This is a genomic window from Streptosporangium sp. NBC_01755 (assembly GCF_035917995.1).
In the GTDB taxonomy this organism is placed as follows: Bacteria; Actinomycetota; Actinomycetes; order Streptosporangiales; family Streptosporangiaceae; genus Streptosporangium.
Genome location: NZ_CP109131.1, coordinates 5,246,099 through 5,262,463, shown reverse-complemented (window position 1 = coordinate 5,262,463; position 16,365 = coordinate 5,246,099). Strand labels below are relative to the sequence as shown.

The window sequence follows — 16,365 nt, the reverse complement described above, 5'->3', positions numbered from 1 at the left end:
CCGGACAGGCCAGGAGACATCAGCACACCCCCCGCTCGTAGCGGATGGCGAAATCCCCGGCGAACCGCTCAAGGGCGACGACGTCGACGCGGATCGCGTCGAACCTCTCCTGGTGCTCGGCGACCCATCTGGCCACGAGCACGCGCAGGCGAGCGATCTTCGCATCGGTGACCGCCTCGTAGGCGGTGCCGTGACGGCGGCCGGAGCGGGTCTTCACCTCCACCGCGACGAGCGTGCGCCCCTCCCGGGCGACGACGTCGATCTCCCCGTCCGGGCACCGCCAGTTGCGATCCAGGATCTGCAGGTCGTGCGCGAGCAGATAGTCGACGGCGATCTGCTCGCCGTACTTGCCGAGCTCATCCTTCGCGGCCATGGAACCACCTCCGGTTCCCGACCTTCGCTCAGCTCACCCCACCTCCAAGGAGCCGAACGAGACTCTGTGGACAACCGGCCGGACACGGGGCGCGCCTGTGGACAACACCTCAGGGCCCATCCCGCGAGCCCTTCCCCACTCCGGCCCGCGGACAGTGGTCTCTCAGCTCACCAATGGTCAAAACACCGCAAAGCCTCTCAGGAGGAGAAGCCCTCCTTCGGCATCTCCAGATCGGGCTTGGCGAGCTCCTCAACGTTCACGTCCTTGAAGGTCACCACTCGGACATTCTTGACAAACCTCGCTGGCCGGTACATATCCCAGACCCAGGCGTCCTGCATCTTCACGTCGAAGAACACGTCACCGTTCTCGGCGGTCCGCACGTCGAGATCGACGGAGTTGGTGAGATAGAAGCGCCGCTCAGTCTCCACGACGTATGTGAACAGGCCGACAACGTCGCGGTACTCACGGTAAAGCTGCAGCTCCATCTCGGTTTCGTACTTTTCGAGATCCTCTGCGCTCATACCGGTCCTCCTGTTAAACGCCCACCCCGGCCCGCCCGATCAGACGGCACCGGCCCCCACTTCATTCTCACCCATCACCTCGCCCGCTCCTGACCGTGCCACCGTCGAGAACGAGAAGCGGTGGTCCGGACACGGCCCGTAGGTGCTGAGAGCCCTGCGATGATCGACGGTGCCATACCCCTTGTGCACGGCGAATCCGTACCGGGGATGGCGTTCGTGCAACGCGACCATCATCTCGTCCCGCGTCACCTTGGCCACGATCGAGGCCGCGGCGATGCAGGCCGCGACCTGATCTCCCTTCCACACCCCCAGTGACGGTACGGGCAGTCCGGGAACGGGGAACCCGTCGGTGAGCACGTAGCCGGGGTGGCATGGAAGCCGTGCCACGACCCTGCGCATTCCATCGATGTTGGATCTGTGCAGACCACGGGCGTCGATCTCACCCGGCGGGATCACCAGCACGCTCACCGCCTCCGCGGTCACCGTGATCCGCTCGTACAGCGACTCGCGGCGGGATGCCGTCAGCTGCTTGGAATCACCCAGGCCGTCGATCCGGCCGCCCAGCACCACGGCGGCGATCACCAGAGGCCCGGCACAGGCGCCCCGGCCCGCCTCGTCGACCCCCGCCACGGGACCGAGCCCGCGGCGGTCAAGAGCCCGCTCGTAGCCGTACAGCCCTAGATCGCGCCGGACCACGCTGGGTTTGGGGCGAAACGCAACCGTCATGGCACCTCGGGTGACACAGCGACCATGACCAGAGAGTACGCCCCCTCCGGTGCATTCGGTACCGCTATCCCACCTTGAGAAAGCTCTCCGGCCTCGAAAGGATCGTGGCCCTGGAGAACGGCCAGTAGATCGCCACGGCACGGCCGATGACGTCGTCCTCGGAGATCGACCCGTCCCCCTGCCGCTTCTCGTGGGCGCGCGAGTCGGCGGAGGCGGTGCGATGGTCGCCCATCACCCACAGGCGGCCCTCGGGTACGACCTTCTGGAACGCATCCCCCGAGGGGAAATCCTCGGAGTACAGGTAGGAGCCCTCTTCGAGCGGCACTCCGTTGACCGTGATCCGCCTCTTGGCGTCACAGCACTTCACCGTGTCACCACCGACCCCGATGACCCGCTTGATGGTGTCCTCGCCGTTCCAGCCCTTGAAGACCACGATGTCGCCACGCTCGGCGTCACCGTGCAGCTTGTTGACGACCACCCGGTCGTCCACCTGAAGGGTGTTCTCCATCGACTCCGACGGGATGTAGAACGACTGGAAGACGAAGACCTGCAACAGCAGCGCCACCACCACCCCGCACGCCAGCAGGAACAGCGACTCACGCAGGTTGCCGCCCTTGCCGGACTTCTTGTTCTTGTCAGCCTCGGGTTCCGCGGTCATGAGGTTCGGTCACCGCCTTGAAGCCGGCGACGACGCCACAGCACCAGCGGCACGGCGCCCACGAAGCCTGCGAGGAACGGGGTCGCCCCTCCCACCGCCGCGGCGGCTTTGAGGGCCGGCTGACCGAAGGTGTCGGGAATGGGAATGGTCGCGGCCCTGGAGAACGGCCACACCTTCACGAAGGCCCGGCCGATCACCTTGTCCACCGAGATCGTCCCACCACCGGGATCGCCCAGGTGGGAGCGGGAGTCGAGGGAGACCATCCGATGGTCGCCCATCACCCACAGGCGGCCCTCGGGGACCTTGGCCTCGAAGAACTTCTGGGACGGCACGTCACCCGGGTATAGGTAGTCCTCGTTGATGGGGACCCCGTTGACCGTCACCCGCCCCTGGGCGTCGCAGCACTTCACCGTGTCACCGCCGACGCCGATGACCCGCTTGATGTAGTCCTTCTCGCCGGGGACCAAGCCGAAGGCGGTTCCGACCCAGTGGAAGAAGCCCGCGACCGGGTTGGACGGCTCCTCAAGGTCGATCTCGGGATCCCAGGAGTCGACACCGGAGAACACCACCACGTCGCCGCGCTCGATGTCGCGGACGCGGTAGACGAGCTTGTTGACCAGGACCCGATCGTTCGTGAGGAGGGTGTTCTCCATCGACTCCGAAGGGATGTAGAACGCCTGGATCACGAAGGTCTTGATTATGAGGGCGAGCACCACAGCCACGACGATCAGGACAGGCAGCTCCTTCCAGAAGGAGCCCTTCTTCTTGTCCTTGTCGCCCTCGGCGTTCTTCTGAGTGTCTTCGGCGACCACGTCCACCTCGTCCTCGACAGGTCGACGCGAGACTGCGCCGTACTCCCGGTCTTCGCTAGTCATCGCTGACGAGCCTAGATGATGGGCGGTACCAAGTGGTCGAGTGACGGGGTACCGCATAGCCATGCGTATTGCCATAGGAGGTCAAACCTCCTCACATGCGACTGGCCCGCTCCCCGGAAAGGGCGCGGGCCAGTGCGGCGACTACCGAACGCCTAGCGGGCGTCGCGCTTCTCGCGAATACGGGCGGCCTTGCCGCGCAGGTCACGCATGTAGTAGAGCTTGGCCCGGCGGACATCGCCACGGGTCACGAGGACGATCTTCTCGATGACCGGGCTGTGCACCGGGAAGGTGCGCTCGACGCCGACGCTGTAGCTGACCTTGCGGACCGTGAAGGTCTCGCGGGCGCCACCGCCCTGGCGGCGAAGAACGAAGCCCTTGAAGACCTGGACACGGGACCTGCTGCCCTCAATGACCCGAACGTGGACCTCGAGCGTGTCACCGGGCCGGAAGTTCGGGATGTCGGTGCGGAGCGCGGACTTCTCGAGCTCGCTGATCAGCGTGTGCATGGCAGTGGTACCTCATTTTTAAACGCACACGGAGGTCCATCCGGCCGCGACGGAGCGGCGTCGTGATGGACACGCGTGCTGACGTGGACTGTGTCTCGGAGCCGGAACCGTCTACCCGGCGGCGCATGCGCCGCGCTGAGACCGGCCTGGAGGCCGGAAGGCAGTCGGCGGCAACGCTTCAGTCTGCCATATTTTCCCGACCGATCGGAAATCAGCCGGTCAGAGCGGCCGGGCCTGCCCCCTGTCAGCGCCGTATCGGCCCCACATCGGCCTCACATCGGCCCCACATCGGCCTCACATCGGCCCCACATCGGCCCCATGTCGGCCCCGTGTCGGCCCCACCGGTCAGGGGACGGAAACGATCAGGGGGCCGGGTTCGCGGGGCCGGTCCCCGGCAGGTCGAGCTCGGACAGGAGCTGCCTGTCGTGCTTGTCCAGGCTCTGTGGGTCGAGCGCCGCCAGCAGTTCGGGCCGGTTCCTCGCGGTACGGCGCAGCGCCTGGTCTCGCCGCCACCGAGCGATCTTTCCGTGATGCCCGGAGAGCAGGATCTCCGGCACCTCGTGCCCCCGCCACTCGGGCGGTTTGGTGTAGACGGGGCCCTCTAGGAGGTTCTCCATCGCGCCGGGCGCGAAGGAGTCGTCCACGACCGAGTGGACGTTGCCGAGCACGCCCGGCAGCAGCCGCCCGATGGCCTCGATCATCACCAGCACGGCCACCTCGCCCCCGGCGAGCACGTAGTCGCCGATGCTGACCTCGTCCACGCGCACGCGCGCGCCGTACTCGGCCATCACTCTGGAGTCGATGCCCTCGTAGCGGGCCGGGGTGAACAGCAGCCAGGGCTCGGCGGCGTACTCCATCGCCAGCCTCTGGGTGAAGGGCACACCGCTGGGGGTCGGCACGATCATCCGCGGCAGTGCCGCGGGGTCCGCGGAGAGGACCTCGTCGAGGGCCTCCCCCCAGGGTCCGGGCTTCATGACCATGCCGGGGCCGCCCCCGTAGGGTGTGTCGTCCACGGTGCGGTGCACGTCGTGGGCGTGGTCACGGAGCTGGTGGAGATGTACGTCGAGGATGCCGCGCTCGCGGGCCTTGCCGATGAGGGAGACGTCGAGGGGGGCGAAGTACTCGGGGAAGATCGAGATGACGTCGACGCGCATGTCAGACGATCTCGTCCGGATCGAGCAGTCCCGCCGGGGCGTCCACGACGAGGATGCCCTCCTCAAGGTCGATCACCGGGACCAGCGCCTTGACGAACGGCACGTAGACCTCGGCCTTTCCACGCCGTACGACGAGCAGGTCCTGGCCGTGGTGGAGCACGTCGGACACCTCGCCCACCCGCTCGCCGTCGGGCTTGACCACGGCGAGGCCGATGAGCTGGTGGTCGTAGAACTCGTCGGGGTCGTCGGACGGCGGGATGTCCGCCGAGTCGATGACGAGCATGGTGCCGCGGAGCTCCTCGGCGCGGTCGCGATCACTCACGCCCTCGAACCTGACCAGCAGGATCCCCGAATGCCAGCGGCAGGACTCGACGACCAGGGGGCCGGTCGACGCGGGGTCGGTGGCCAGTGCGGTGCCCGGGGCGAAGCGCCTGTCAGGCTCGTCGGTGCGCACCTCCACGGACACGTCTCCGCGGAGTCCGTGTGGGCGGCCGATCCGCCCTACGACGAGCTGCACGCCCGCCTCCTCACATAGTGGTGCCGGTAGAAAGCAGACGGGCCACCCACGCTGGGCGGGTGGCCCGTTCGCTCGATTGGACGCGTCCGCCGGCTAGCGGGCCTCGTTCAGGTCGATCAGATCGACCCGGACGTACTTGCCGTCGCCGAGGGCGTTCACGACCGTGCGAAGCGCCTTGGCCGTACGGCCACCGCGGCCGATGACCTTACCGAGGTCCTCGGGGTGCACCCGGACCTCAAGCACACGCCCGCTGCGGATGCGGCGAGCGTGAACCTGGACATCGTCGGGGTATTCGACAATGCCCTTCACCAGGTGCTCGAGGGCCTCCTCAAGCACCTCAGGCCTCGCCTTCCGGCTTCTCCTCGGCGGCCGCGGTGGGCTCAGCCGGGGTCTCGGCGGGGGCCTCTTCAGCCTTGGGAGCCGCCTTGCGGGGCGACTTCTTCGGCGTGGTGGCGGCTTCCAGAGACAGTGCCTCCTTGGCCGCGGCCTCGTAGACGGCGTGGCGGTCGGCCTTGGGCTCGGCGACCAGGAGCGGAGCCGGGGCCGACTCGCCCTTGAACTTCTGCCAGTCGCCGGTGAGCTTGAGAAGCTTGAGGACGGGCTCGGTCGGCTGTGCGCCGACACCCAGCCAGTAGGCCGCCCGCTCGGAGTCGACCTCGATGCGCGAGGGGTTCTCCTTCGGGTGGTAGAGGCCGATCTCCTCGATCGCCCGGCCGTCACGCTTGGTGCGGCTGTCGGCGATGACGATGCGGTACTGCGGGTTGCGGATCATGCCGAGCCGCTTGAGCTTGATCTTGACTGCCACTGGTGTGGTCTCTCCTGCATTAGAGCGTGGGTGAGCGGCGTCTCATCGAGTGGGGCACGAGGAGAGGACCGATCGAGGGACAGGCATGGCACGCGGGAGTGAGAGGGCAACCACGTGTCACGATGTTCCAACATGTCATTGTGCCAGACGTGCGGGGGTGCCCGGCCAATCAACGACCATCCCCTGCGGCGGCCGGAGGGCAAATCTCGGTAATCCACGTGTGTCCGGACCCCTGGTGAGTCCGGCCTGCTGCGCTAAATGGCCGCCGTGGCAACCACCCTCAGATCTCTGCTGCTGACCGCGACCGGATCCATCACCGTGCTGGGAGCGGTGCTGACCATCAGGGCGACCCCTGCCGGTCAGGCCGACGCGCCTCCGGCGTCCTCCTCGTCTCCTGCCGGAACCCCGGAAACCGGCCACGGCGGCGCCCCCCGGCCCTCTCACGTCCCGCGAGGAACGTCCGTGCCACCTGGAATGCCCGTGCCACCTGGAACGTCCGTGCCGCCCGGGGCTCTACTCCTGCCCGGGGCTCCGGCACAGCCGGGAGCGCCCGCCCCGCCGGGGACGACCTCACGGCTCGGAGCCCCCCTCCTGCCCGAGGCACCGATCCTGCCGGGAGGCGCCCAGGCGCCGGAGATCCCCGCACTCCCGGGAACACCCGCGTGGCCCGCGTACCCGCCGTACGGTCCGTCGGCCGGGATGCCGTGGTGGGAGCCCTATTTCGGACGCACCCCGAGCAGTTCGAGCGCGGCCACGAGGATGAACCCCACGACGATGACCACCCAGATCCATCTGGCACGCCTGTGGAAGGAGCCGTCGCTCATTTCTGACCGGGGAGCTTGAACTTCGAGGGGTCGAAGCCCGGCGGCAGCTCCAGGCCAGGAGGCGGCTGCTGCCTGGAACCGAGCTTGCCGAGGAGGCCGTTCCCGGCCGGGGTCGCGGGTTCGCCGGTCTCGGCGGGGGCGGCCTTGCCGAGCGCCGCCTTGCGCGGGTCACCGCTGACCCTGCGCCCCTTGGCCGCCTTCTTCTGCGCGGCCTTGGCTCCCTTGCGACCGCCGGGCATGCCGGGGATGCCCATGCCGCCGGCCATCCGCTTCATCATCTTCTGAGCGTCGAAGAAGCGGGTGACCAGGCCGCTCACCTCGGTCACCGTCACGCCGGAGCCCTTCGCGATACGGGAGCGGCGTGAGCCGTCGATCATCTTCGGGTTGTGGCGCTCGGCGGGGGTCATGGAGCGGATGATGGCGGCGATGCGGTCGAGGTCGCGGTCGTCCACCTGGTTGAGCTGATCACGCATCTGTCCCATGCCGGGCATCATGCCGAGCAGGTTCTTGATGGGGCCCATCTTCTGGACCATCATCATCTGCTCGAGGAAGTCCTCCAGCGTGAAACCCTCGCCCGAGGTGAGCTTGCTCGCCATCTTGGCGGTCTCGGCCTCGTCGAAGGTCTTCTGGGCCTGCTCGATCAGGGTGAGGATGTCACCCATGTCGAGGATGCGGGAGGCCATCCGGTCCGGGTGGAAGGCGTCGAAGTCCTCGAGCTTCTCACCGGTGGACGCGAACATGATCGGCCTGCCGGTGATGTGGCGGACCGACAGTGCGGCGCCACCGCGGGCGTCGCCGTCGAGCTTGGTCAGCACGACACCGTCGAAACCGACGCCCTCCATGAATGCCTGGGCCGTGGTCACGGCGTCCTGGCCGATCATCGCGTCGACGACGAAGAGGACCTCGTCGGGCGAGACCGCGTCACGGATGTCGGCCGCCTGCCTCATCAGCTCCTGGTCGATGCCCAGGCGGCCCGCGGTGTCGATGATGACGATGTCGTGCTGCTGCCGCTTGGCGTGGTCGATCGACTGGCGGGCCACCGCGACCGGGTCGCCGACGCCGTTTCCCGGCTCGGGCGCGTAGACCGCGACGCCCGCACGCTCGGCCACGACCGAGAGCTGCTGTACCGCGTTGGGCCGCTGAAGGTCGGCGGCGACCAGCAGCGGCGTGTGGTTCTGCTCACGCAGCCAGCGGGCGAGCTTGCCGGCCAGGGTCGTCTTGCCCGCGCCCTGCAGGCCCGCGAGCATGATGACGGTCGGCGGGTTCTTGGCATGGCGAAGCCGCCGGGTCTCTCCGCCGAGGATCCCGATGAGCTCGTCATTGACGATCTTGACGACCTGCTGCGCCGGGTTCAGCGCCTGGGAGACCTCGGCACCTCGTGCGCGCTCCTTGACCTGAGCGACGAATGCCTTGACCACGGGCAGCGCGACGTCGGCCTCGAGAAGCGCGATGCGGATCTCGCGGCAGGTCGCGTCGATGTCGGCCTCGGAGAGCCGACCCTTGGATCGAAGGGAGGAGAAGACCGATGTCAGCCGGTCGGAAAGCGTCTCGAACACGTGATTGGCCAGCCTCTGCGCTACAGGTCTGCGACTCGACCTCCCAGCCTATCCGCTGGGAGGTGCGACTGACGCCCTCCCGCGGTCAGCGGCCCCAGCCGGGAAGGGCCATCCGCACGGTGAGCGCGTGCTCCACGAGCGTGATGAGCGTGGTCTTCACCGCGTCGCGCGAGCGGGCGTCGGTCCTGGAGATGGGGATGTGCGGCGCCAGCGTCAGCGCCTCGCGTACCTCCTCCTCACCGTGCAGGTAGTTACCGTCCCACCCGTTGACCGCGACGACGAAGGGGAGCTTGGCCTCCTCGAAGTAGTCGATCGCCGGGAAGCTGTCGGCCAGCCTCCGGGTGTCGACGAGCACGACCGCGCCGATCGCACCGCGGACCAGGTCGTCCCACATGAACCAGAACCGGTGCTGGCCGGGCGTGCCGAACAGGTACAGGATCAGGTCGCGGTCCAGCGAGACACGGCCGAAGTCCATCGCGACCGTGGTGGTGGTCTTGTTCGGTGTGAGGTCGAGATCGTCGATCCCGGCGCTGGCGTCGGTCATCACCGCCTCCGTGGTCAGCGGCAGGATCTCCGACACCGCCCCCACGAACGTGGTCTTACCGACACCGAATCCCCCCGCGACAACGATTTTCGTCGATGTCAGGCCGCCGCCGCGGCTAGAGCCTGCGAAGTCCACTGAGCACCCTTTCCAGCAGGTTGAGATCCGGCTTGCCCGCGTCCAGCTGAGGCTGATGCAGCTGGACCAGACCCTCGGCGGCCATGTCGGCGACGAGGATCCGGGTCACGCCGAGCGGGATGCGGAGCATCGCGGAGATCTCAGCGACCGAACGCACTTGCCGGCACAGGGCACTTATCGCCTGATACTCCGGAGTGCGGGTGGATAAATCGTGATGTATAGAGGTCGCCGAGGAGACCAGAGCCTCCAGGGCGAGTTGGATCCGAGGGGCGGTACGCCCCCCGGTCACTGCATACGGGCGGACGAGGGAGCTCTGCTCCGACGGCGCCGGCTGCATGAGATGCGAAGGACCACCCTGTTGCCGGTGGGGGTCGTCCATCGATTGGTAGGGAAACCCGCCGTGCGGGTCACCCTCACCGGTCCAGCCGCGGCCTGCCACGGCAGCCTCCTAGCGTCATCGCCGTCACCGTGAGTGGGAAGACTGCAGTTCCGCACGGACGGCCGGGGTCAGCACCTGACCTGCCCGCTCGACGAGCATCGTCATCTGGTAGGCCACCAGTCCCATGTCACAGTCGGCGGCGGCCAGCACCGCCAGACAGGAACCGTCACTGATGGACATGATGAGGAGCAGCCCTCGTTGCATCTCCACCACGGTCTGGGTGACCGCGCCGCCTTCGAAAACCCGCGAGGCGCCCTGGGTCAGGCTGATCAGGCCGGCCGCGACCGCGGCCAGCTGGTCCGCCCTGTCCCTGGGAAATCCGTCGGAATACGCCAACGGCAGACCGTCCGCCGACACGACGACCGTGTGCGCCACACCTGGGACGTTGTTCACAAAGTCAGTGATCAGCCAATTGACCCCCCGGGCGGCCTGGCTCATTTCGCGCACGTGTCATCCTCCTTGGCGACCATGATGAGCTCGCTCACCGGTCCTCCTTGTTTCCTTCAACGTCCCGGCCGAAGTCGGGATACGGCCGTCCGTCTCCGGCTTCGCCCCTGGCTGCCGCGCGGCCCTGCCGTACTCCCTGCTGGAAGCTCGCCAACCTGTTGCGCACCGCCTCCGGGGAGACAGTCGGCCGGAGCACGGGAGCTTGGGGAGCCGCGCTCAGGTCGGGCGCGGCCGTACCGGGCACCAGGTTCGCCTTGGGCACCCGCTTGGGCAGCCCGGAACCGGTGATCCCGCCACGTGTGGGCTCACTGGCGGCCTTGGCCGCCTGCCAGCCCACATCGGCAGGCGACGACCAGCCGTTCCCCTGCGCGGGGGCGACCGGTTGTGAGAGCTGGACGGTCTCCTGAACGGCCTGGACCGGCTGAACCGGTTCGACCTCCTGGCCCCGTTCCTCGACGGCCGGGACCGGCTCGACCTTCTTGAACCAGTCGGACTCGACGGCCGCGAAGATCGGCAGAAACTCCTCCTTCGCCTCTTCCATCGGCGAGGAGTCGGGGATCACCGGCAGCGGGCCGGTGTTGTCCGCCGGGTCGAACGGACGCCGCCCGAACAGGCCGGAGTCGCCGGTGGACGGCCATCCTCCGGAGTCTCCGCCGCGGAGCGAGGAGTCCGACCAGGCGTCGGGGCCGCCGTCCCTGCTCTGCCCGCCGGGCCAGACGGGGGCGTCACCGCGCGCGGGCGCGCTCGGTGCCCCGGACCACATTCCCGCGTCGCCGCGGGGCGAATTGCCCTGGCCTTGCCGCCACGCGGTGGGGTCGGGCGGGGGGGCGTCCGGCCAGCCGTGACCGGGAGTGGTGCCCGGCGGCGGAAGCTGTCCCGGCCACGGGGTGTCGACGGGCGCCTGCCCGAACTGGCCGCCTCCGAAGGGAAACTGCGAGGCCTCGAAGGAGTTGAACTGCTGCCCCATGTCGAAGGAGGAGAACGAGTTCTGGTGAGCGGCCTCGAACGAGGCGAAGGACGGCATCGGGGGGGCGTCGGGGCTTGCCAGCACGGGCGGGCGGTCCATGGACACCATGGAGTTGGCCCAGTCGCCGCTCTGCGTCATGGCACCGGGAGGGCCTCCCGGGCGGGCGGTGACGGCGAGCAGGTTCTCCGGGAGCAGGACCATGGCGGTCAGGCCGCCGTTGTCCTGCTGCCTGAGCTGGACTCGGATGCCGTGCCGCAGGGCAAGACGGCCGACCACGAACAGGCCCATCCGGCGGGAGACCGATACGTCCACCACCGGCGGGTTGGCCAGTCGCCAGTTGGCCTGGGCGAGTTCCTCGGCGGTCATGCCGATGCCGATGTCGGTCACCGAGACCATCACGCCACCACCGTCGATGCGGTTGCTGGAGACGATGACCTTGGTCTCCCGGGGGGAGAAGGAGATCGCGTTCTCCACGAGCTCCGCGATCAGGTGGACGATGTCGTTGACGGAGGTGCCGACCACGGCCACGCCCGCGGACAGTTGCAGGTCCACCCGCTCGTAGTTCTCGACCTCCGACAGCGAGGCGCGGACCACGTCGATGAGCGGGACCGGCTGGCTCCACCGGCGGGCGGGCTCCTGGCCGGCGAGGACCAGGAGGTTCTCCGAGTTGCGGCGCATACGGGTGGCGAGGTGATCGAGGCGGAAGAGGCTGCCGAGCCGGCCCTCGTCCTGCTCGCCCTGCTCCAGGCTCTCGATGAGGGAGAGCTGGCGCTCCACCAGTGTCTGGCTGCGCCGGGAGAGGTTGACGAACATCGAGTTGACGTTGCTCCGCAGCGTGGCCTCCTGGCCCGCCAGTCGCACGGCCTCGCGGTGAACCTCGTCGAAGGCCCGGGCCACCTCACCGATCTCGTCGTCGGAGGCGACACCGATCGGGGTGATGTCGGTGGTCGAGACCTCGCCGCTCTCGCGCATGCTCTGGACGGTCTCGGGCAGACGCTGACCGGCGATGGAAAGCGCCTCGGTGCGGAGCCTGCGCAGCGGCCTGACCAGCGACCGCGCCATGATCGCGGTGATGACCAGGACGAGGATGAGCAGTAGCGCGCTCAGCCCGGCGGCGATCAGCGCTCCGCGCTGCTCGGACTCCTGCAGGACCCGGCTCTGCGTGATGAGGGTGTCGGCGACCCCCTTCTCCACCGTGCGCATGCGGTCGACGATGTCACTGGAGGCGTCGAACCAGGTCGTCTGGTCACCGAGTCCGGTCCTGGAGACGTCGACGTTCCTCAGCGGCTGGCCGTTGAGGGCCAGGAAGATGGCGCGGGCGCGCAGTGCCGCCGCACGGTCCTTCTTCTGGCTGCTGACCGTGTCGTCGTAGAGCTGGCGCTGGGCGACCGAGGCCTCGGAGCGGAAGGTCGCGAGCTCGCCGTCGAGCTGCGCCCGGGCGGCCAGCATGGCGTTGAGGCCTTCCGCGCTGAACCCCCTGACGGCGAGGGCGACGGCGAGGTTCGCCCGCTCCCTGGACATCTGTTCCTTGGCCCTGGCCAGCGCGGCGAACGCGGCCGCGCTGGAGGTGATCTCCTGGTCCGCGCCGCCCTGAATGATCTCGTCGTGCAGGGCCAGCAGGTCCGCGATGGTACGGGAGTACGCGGCGATCGTGGGCTGGGCCGGTAGCTGAGTGGCCGTCACCGCGTCACGCAGGCTCTTGAGCTCGTCGATGCGGCTGCGGATCTGCGTGAGCTCGGTCCTGCTCCGGGTGCTGAACGTCTCCACGACGCCGTTGTCATTGATGACGCCGTCGATGCTGGTGCGCAGCTCGCGGGCGACACCGTCGACGCTCTCGTACTGCTTGCGCAGGTTCGACTTGCCAGTGCTCAGTCTGCCCTGTGCCACGTACCGGCCCGACAGGTCCCGCTCGACCTGTAGCTCGTCGACCAGGTGGCTGAGGCCCGCGGTGAGTTCGGCGGTGGTGCGCACGCGCTCGTACTCGGCGGCGCTGCTGATCGAGGTGGTGACCCGCAGGCCGCCCAGCACGATGGCGGCGGCCGTGGGGATGACGATGAGCGCGATCAGTCGCGATCTCACCCGCCAGTTCTTGAGCGCGAGCTTGCCTCCGTTCCTCGCGGACCTTTCGGAGTCAGGACCGTCCGGGTCCGAGCTCGGGCCGCGCTGCGGCCGCCTCCCCTGGTTGTCGAATCCCCGGGCAGGTGCCGGCCCGGATTCGCGTTCGCTGGGGATTGACGCTGTCCTCACTGGCCTCCGCTGCCTCTCCTCGGATCGTCTGCTTGGAGGGGATCGCGTCACGCAATGATGTGCAGGTGACGCCGACGCATCCATGGGGTAGGGGTTATTGGAGCACAGCCGGAAGAGTTCGGCCAACAGCACATAACTCACATTTCCGCCCGAACGGGCACATGGCATCCGTAACCGGGCGATGACTCTCCGCCTCATAGCCACAAACTTCCACAAAATTGCGGATCAGGTTTATTGACATCTTTGACTACGCCCGCTATGCGGATCTATCTGTTGATTGTTACGGGTGTGACAACTGGGTGGCGTGTGACTTCTTTGTGGCTTAGGGGCGAAAGGGGCGAAAGGGGTGGTACTTGTAATTTGACTGATCTACTCCGCTACTCTGATCCGCGGTCGGCAAACCCCCCTTGACCAACATGCCTCCCGGGACCACCTCCATGTCGCCCGATGAGTTACCGCGAGCTCCGGCAGGGGCGGTCAAATGCAGCTAATGCAGCTAAAAGGAGACCCATGAGGTTCACACTTGCGAGCCGGGCCGTCATTGCAGGAGTCGCCGCCGCCCTGGTGCTGAGCGCCTGCGGAGGTTCCGACAAACCCGCTGACACCGCCGCGAACGCGGGTGGTCTGGAGAAGACCCAGATCAAGATCGGCGCGCTGCCGATCCCCGACTCGGCCGCGCTCTACATCGCCAAGGACAAGGGCTACTTCAAGGCCGAGGGGCTCACCGTCAACATCGAGCCGGTGGTCGGCGGTGCTCAGGCCCAGCAGGCCCTCGTCGGCGGCTCCCTGGACGCCACCCAGACGAACTACGTGTCGGCCTTCCTGGCCGTCGCGGCCGGCAACAAGATGCAGATCATCTCAGACCTCTACCAGGCCAGCCCGAACTCGTTCAACATCATGGTTCCCAAGGACTCATCGATCAAGACGCCCGCCGACCTCAAGGGCAAGAAGATCGCGGTCAACAGCCTCAAGAACATCGGCACCCTGGCGGTGACCACGGTGCTCAAGACGCACGGCCTCACCGAGAACGACGTGCAGTTCCTGGAGTTCCCCTTCCCCGAGATGGGTGCCCAGCTGGCCAACAAGGTCGTCGACGCGGCCTGGATGACGGAGCCGGCCCTGACCGCGGTGCAGAAGAACCTCGGCGCCCAGAAGCTCGCCGACACGATGGTCGACTCCACCGCCGACTTCCCCATCGCCGGCGTGATCGTGATGGAGAGCTTCGCCACCGAGAACCCCAAGACCGTCGCCGCCTTCCAGCGTGCGATCGCCAAGGCCCAGCAGATCGCCGCCACCGACCGCAAGGCCGTCGAGCAGATCCTGCCGACCTACACCAAGATCGACGCCGCGACCGCCGCCGTCATCACCCTCGGCTCCTTCCCCACCAGCCTTGACGAGACCCGCCTGCAGCGGGTCGCCGACCTGATGGTCGAGCAGGGCTACCTGAAGAGCCCGATCCAGGCCAAGACCATCCTTCCTGGAAACCTCGGGTGACACGGCGTAACCCGCTCGACAGCAGGCTGCTCTGCGGCGCCCTCGGCACCGCAGGGCTGTTCTGCGTCATGGAGGTCGCGGGCCGGGCCGGGCTGATCAGCTCGCTCTCGTTCCCGCTGGCCTCCACGGTGCTCGGTCGAGCAGCCACGCTCGTGACGGACGGGGAGTTCCTCTCCGACGTCGCCTCGACCCTCGGCGCCTGGGCCTTTGGATTACTGATCACGGTCGCGCTCGCCGTACCAGCCGGGTTCCTGCTCGGCAGCCTGCCCCGCGTGGAGGGCGCGCTCCGGCCGATCCTTGAGTTCCTGCGCCCGATCCCGTCGATCGCGCTGATCCCGCTGGCGCTCGCCGTGTTCTCCGACAGGTTCGACATGAAGGTCACCCTGATCGTCTACGCGGCGACCTGGCCCGTTCTGATCAACACGATGTACGGCCTCAAGGACGTCGACCCGCTCGCCAAGGAGACCCTCCGCAGCTTCGGGTTCGGGAAGTCCGCGGTGCTGTGGCGCGTCTCCCTGCCGAGCACGGCGCCCTTCATCGCCACCGGCGTCCGGCTGGCGTCGGCGATCGCGCTCATTGTGGCGATCAGCGCGGAACTGCTCGGCGGCGGCGCCCAGGGCATCGGCAGTTACGTCCTGGAGAGCGGCGGCAGCGTGGACGCGGTGGAGTACATCATCGCCGCCGCCATCTGGACCGGGATCATCGGCGTGGTCACCAACAGCCTGTTCGTGCTCGCGGAACGGCGGGTCTTCCGCTGGCACACCGCCCGTACGGAGGTGGCCTGATGAACGGCCTGCTGCGCGGCGCGGTCCGGCTGTGGCCGGTGCCCGTCGTTCTGGTGCTGTGGGAGCTTCTCACCCGCGGCATCGAGATGCTGAGCTTCCCGCCGCCGTCGCAGATCGCGACCAGCATGTACACGATGTGGCTGACCGGCCCCGCGGAGCGGCTCTGGCTGACCGACGCGGCGCTGACGAACATCCCCGTGAGCGTCGGCCGGCTGCTGGCCGGATGGGTGCTGGCCGGGGTCGTCGGGATCGTCCTCGGGGTCGCCCTGGGCCGCTCCCCCCTGCTCTTCCGCTTCGTCGACCCCCTGATCCAGTTCGCCCGCGCCATCCCGCCGCCCATGCTGCTGGCGTTCTTCATGGCACTGTTCTCCATCGGCCCCCGGATGCAGATCAGCTTCATCGCGTTCGGCATCGTCTGGCCGATCCTGATCAACGCCTCCGAGGGGGCGCGCCAGGTCGACCGCCAGCACCTGGACACCGCCAGGGTCTTCGGGCTGTCGGGCGGTGAGCGACTGTTCCGGATCATCCTGCCCTCGGCCATGCCGAAGATCTTCGCCGGACTCCGGGTCAGCCTGTCACTGGCACTGATCCTCATGGTGCTCTCCGAACTCGTCGGCAGCGTCGACGGGATCGGCTTCCAGCTTCTGGACGCCCAGAGGTCGTACGACTTCCCCGGCGTGTGGGGAACCATCGTGGTCCTCGGTGTCCTGGGATACGTGTTCAACTCGGCGTTCCTGGCGACCGAACGACGTGTCCTGTCCTGGCACCGCTCCGCCAAGCAGACGACCTGAG

The 16,365-nt window shown here is 67.9% G+C and carries 18 protein-coding genes; 3 read left to right on the top strand and 15 right to left on the bottom strand.

The genetic code is table 11. From position 1 onward, the window contains the following. Positions 1 to 19 precede the first annotated feature (19 nt). From OG884_RS25080 to OG884_RS25010, 15 genes are all read right to left on the bottom strand, one after another. A complete protein-coding gene (locus OG884_RS25080) occupies positions 20 to 373 on the bottom strand; it encodes a YraN family protein (protein WP_326636792.1) in 354 nt (117 codons plus the stop codon). A gap of 197 nt (positions 374 to 570) precedes the next feature. Then, positions 571 to 894, bottom strand: coding sequence for a DUF2469 domain-containing protein (locus OG884_RS25075; protein WP_030511723.1), 324 nt, complete (start codon positions 892 to 894; stop codon positions 571 to 573). A gap of 39 nt (positions 895 to 933) precedes the next feature. After that, a complete protein-coding gene (locus OG884_RS25070) occupies positions 934 to 1,620 on the bottom strand; it encodes a ribonuclease HII (protein ID WP_326636777.1) in 687 nt (228 codons plus the stop codon). 64 nt (positions 1,621 to 1,684) lie between these two features. Beyond that, positions 1,685 to 2,278: a signal peptidase I gene (lepB, locus tag OG884_RS25065; protein WP_326636776.1), complete on the bottom strand. Its 594-nt coding sequence runs from the start codon at positions 2,276 to 2,278 to the stop codon at positions 1,685 to 1,687. Then, positions 2,275 to 3,153, bottom strand: a complete 879-nt coding sequence (gene lepB, locus OG884_RS25060; RefSeq protein ID WP_326636774.1) for a signal peptidase I — start codon at positions 3,151 to 3,153, stop codon at positions 2,275 to 2,277. Before lepB (OG884_RS25060) ends, lepB (OG884_RS25065) begins: the two co-directional genes overlap by 4 nt. Positions 3,154 to 3,305: 152 nt before the next feature. Then, positions 3,306 to 3,659 (bottom strand): 50S ribosomal protein L19, encoded by a 354-nt coding sequence (gene rplS / locus OG884_RS25055; protein ID WP_326636772.1) that lies wholly within the window; start codon positions 3,657 to 3,659, stop codon positions 3,306 to 3,308. A gap of 362 nt (positions 3,660 to 4,021) precedes the next feature. Further along, positions 4,022 to 4,813 (bottom strand): tRNA (guanosine(37)-N1)-methyltransferase TrmD, encoded by a 792-nt coding sequence (gene trmD, locus OG884_RS25050; RefSeq protein ID WP_326636770.1) that lies wholly within the window; start codon positions 4,811 to 4,813, stop codon positions 4,022 to 4,024. 1 nt (position 4,814) lies between these two features. Continuing rightward, entirely contained in the window at positions 4,815 to 5,330 is a 516-nt protein-coding gene (rimM, locus tag OG884_RS25045; protein ID WP_326636768.1) for a ribosome maturation factor RimM, read from the bottom strand. A 93-nt stretch (positions 5,331 to 5,423) separates the two neighbouring features. Then, positions 5,424 to 5,666 (bottom strand): RNA-binding protein, encoded by a 243-nt coding sequence (locus tag OG884_RS25040; protein WP_326636766.1) that lies wholly within the window; start codon positions 5,664 to 5,666, stop codon positions 5,424 to 5,426. Position 5,667: 1 nt separating this feature from the next. Further along, positions 5,668 to 6,135, bottom strand: a complete 468-nt coding sequence (rpsP, locus tag OG884_RS25035) for a 30S ribosomal protein S16 (RefSeq protein WP_326636764.1) — start codon at positions 6,133 to 6,135, stop codon at positions 5,668 to 5,670. Between the two features lie 820 nt (positions 6,136 to 6,955). Then, on the bottom strand, positions 6,956 to 8,515 hold the full coding sequence (gene ffh, locus OG884_RS25030; protein ID WP_326636762.1) for a signal recognition particle protein: 1,560 nt from the start codon (positions 8,513 to 8,515) through the stop codon (positions 6,956 to 6,958). An 85-nt stretch (positions 8,516 to 8,600) separates the two neighbouring features. Beyond that, a complete protein-coding gene (locus OG884_RS25025) occupies positions 8,601 to 9,161 on the bottom strand; it encodes a GTP-binding protein (protein ID WP_326646988.1) in 561 nt (186 codons plus the stop codon). Positions 9,162 to 9,174: 13 nt separating this feature from the next. Next, positions 9,175 to 9,633: a DUF742 domain-containing protein gene (locus OG884_RS25020; protein ID WP_442811521.1), complete on the bottom strand. Its 459-nt coding sequence runs from the start codon at positions 9,631 to 9,633 to the stop codon at positions 9,175 to 9,177. Between the two features lie 24 nt (positions 9,634 to 9,657). Beyond that, entirely contained in the window at positions 9,658 to 10,071 is a 414-nt protein-coding gene (locus OG884_RS25015; RefSeq protein ID WP_326646986.1) for a roadblock/LC7 domain-containing protein, read from the bottom strand. Between the two features lie 43 nt (positions 10,072 to 10,114). Further along, positions 10,115 to 13,126 (bottom strand): sensor histidine kinase, encoded by a 3,012-nt coding sequence (locus tag OG884_RS25010; RefSeq protein WP_326636759.1) that lies wholly within the window; start codon positions 13,124 to 13,126, stop codon positions 10,115 to 10,117. 678 nt (positions 13,127 to 13,804) lie between these two features. Here OG884_RS25010 and OG884_RS25005 point away from each other — a divergent pair. From OG884_RS25005 to OG884_RS24995, 3 genes are read left to right on the top strand one after another with little or no spacing between them, the layout of a single operon-like run. Then, complete coding sequence (locus OG884_RS25005; protein ID WP_326636757.1) at positions 13,805 to 14,788, top strand: ABC transporter substrate-binding protein; 984 nt, start codon at positions 13,805 to 13,807, stop codon at positions 14,786 to 14,788. Next, positions 14,785 to 15,573 carry an ABC transporter permease gene (locus OG884_RS25000; RefSeq protein ID WP_326636755.1) on the top strand — a complete coding sequence of 263 codons (789 nt, stop codon included), beginning with the start codon at positions 14,785 to 14,787 and terminating at the stop codon, positions 15,571 to 15,573. The genes OG884_RS25005 and OG884_RS25000 overlap by 4 nt, the downstream gene beginning before the upstream one ends. Further along, positions 15,573 to 16,364, top strand: a complete 792-nt coding sequence (locus OG884_RS24995; RefSeq protein WP_326636753.1) for an ABC transporter permease — start codon at positions 15,573 to 15,575, stop codon at positions 16,362 to 16,364. Before OG884_RS25000 ends, OG884_RS24995 begins: the two co-directional genes overlap by 1 nt. The last annotated feature ends 1 nt before the right edge of the window (position 16,365 follow it).

Excerpts from the sequence above, each read along its gene's own strand:
- OG884_RS25070 (WP_326636777.1), bottom strand. The coding sequence starts at position 1,620 with ATGACGGTTGCGTTTCGCCCCAAACCCAGCGTGGTCCGGCGCGATCTA.
- OG884_RS25015 (WP_326646986.1), bottom strand. The coding sequence starts at position 10,071 with ATGAGCCAGGCCGCCCGGGGGGTCAATTGGCTGATCACTGACTTTGTG.
- OG884_RS24995 (WP_326636753.1), top strand. The coding sequence starts at position 15,573 with ATGAACGGCCTGCTGCGCGGCGCGGTCCGGCTGTGGCCGGTGCCCGTC.
- OG884_RS25080 (WP_326636792.1), bottom strand. The coding sequence starts at position 373 with ATGGCCGCGAAGGATGAGCTCGGCAAGTACGGCGAGCAGATCGCCGTC.
- rplS (WP_326636772.1), bottom strand. The coding sequence starts at position 3,659 with ATGCACACGCTGATCAGCGAGCTCGAGAAGTCCGCGCTCCGCACCGAC.
- OG884_RS25075 (WP_030511723.1), bottom strand. The coding sequence starts at position 894 with ATGAGCGCAGAGGATCTCGAAAAGTACGAAACCGAGATGGAGCTGCAG.
- OG884_RS25005 (WP_326636757.1), top strand. The coding sequence starts at position 13,805 with ATGAGGTTCACACTTGCGAGCCGGGCCGTCATTGCAGGAGTCGCCGCC.
- lepB (WP_326636776.1), bottom strand. The coding sequence starts at position 2,278 with ATGACCGCGGAACCCGAGGCTGACAAGAACAAGAAGTCCGGCAAGGGC.
- trmD (WP_326636770.1), bottom strand. The coding sequence starts at position 4,813 with ATGCGCGTCGACGTCATCTCGATCTTCCCCGAGTACTTCGCCCCCCTC.
- lepB (WP_326636774.1), bottom strand. The coding sequence starts at position 3,153 with ATGACTAGCGAAGACCGGGAGTACGGCGCAGTCTCGCGTCGACCTGTC.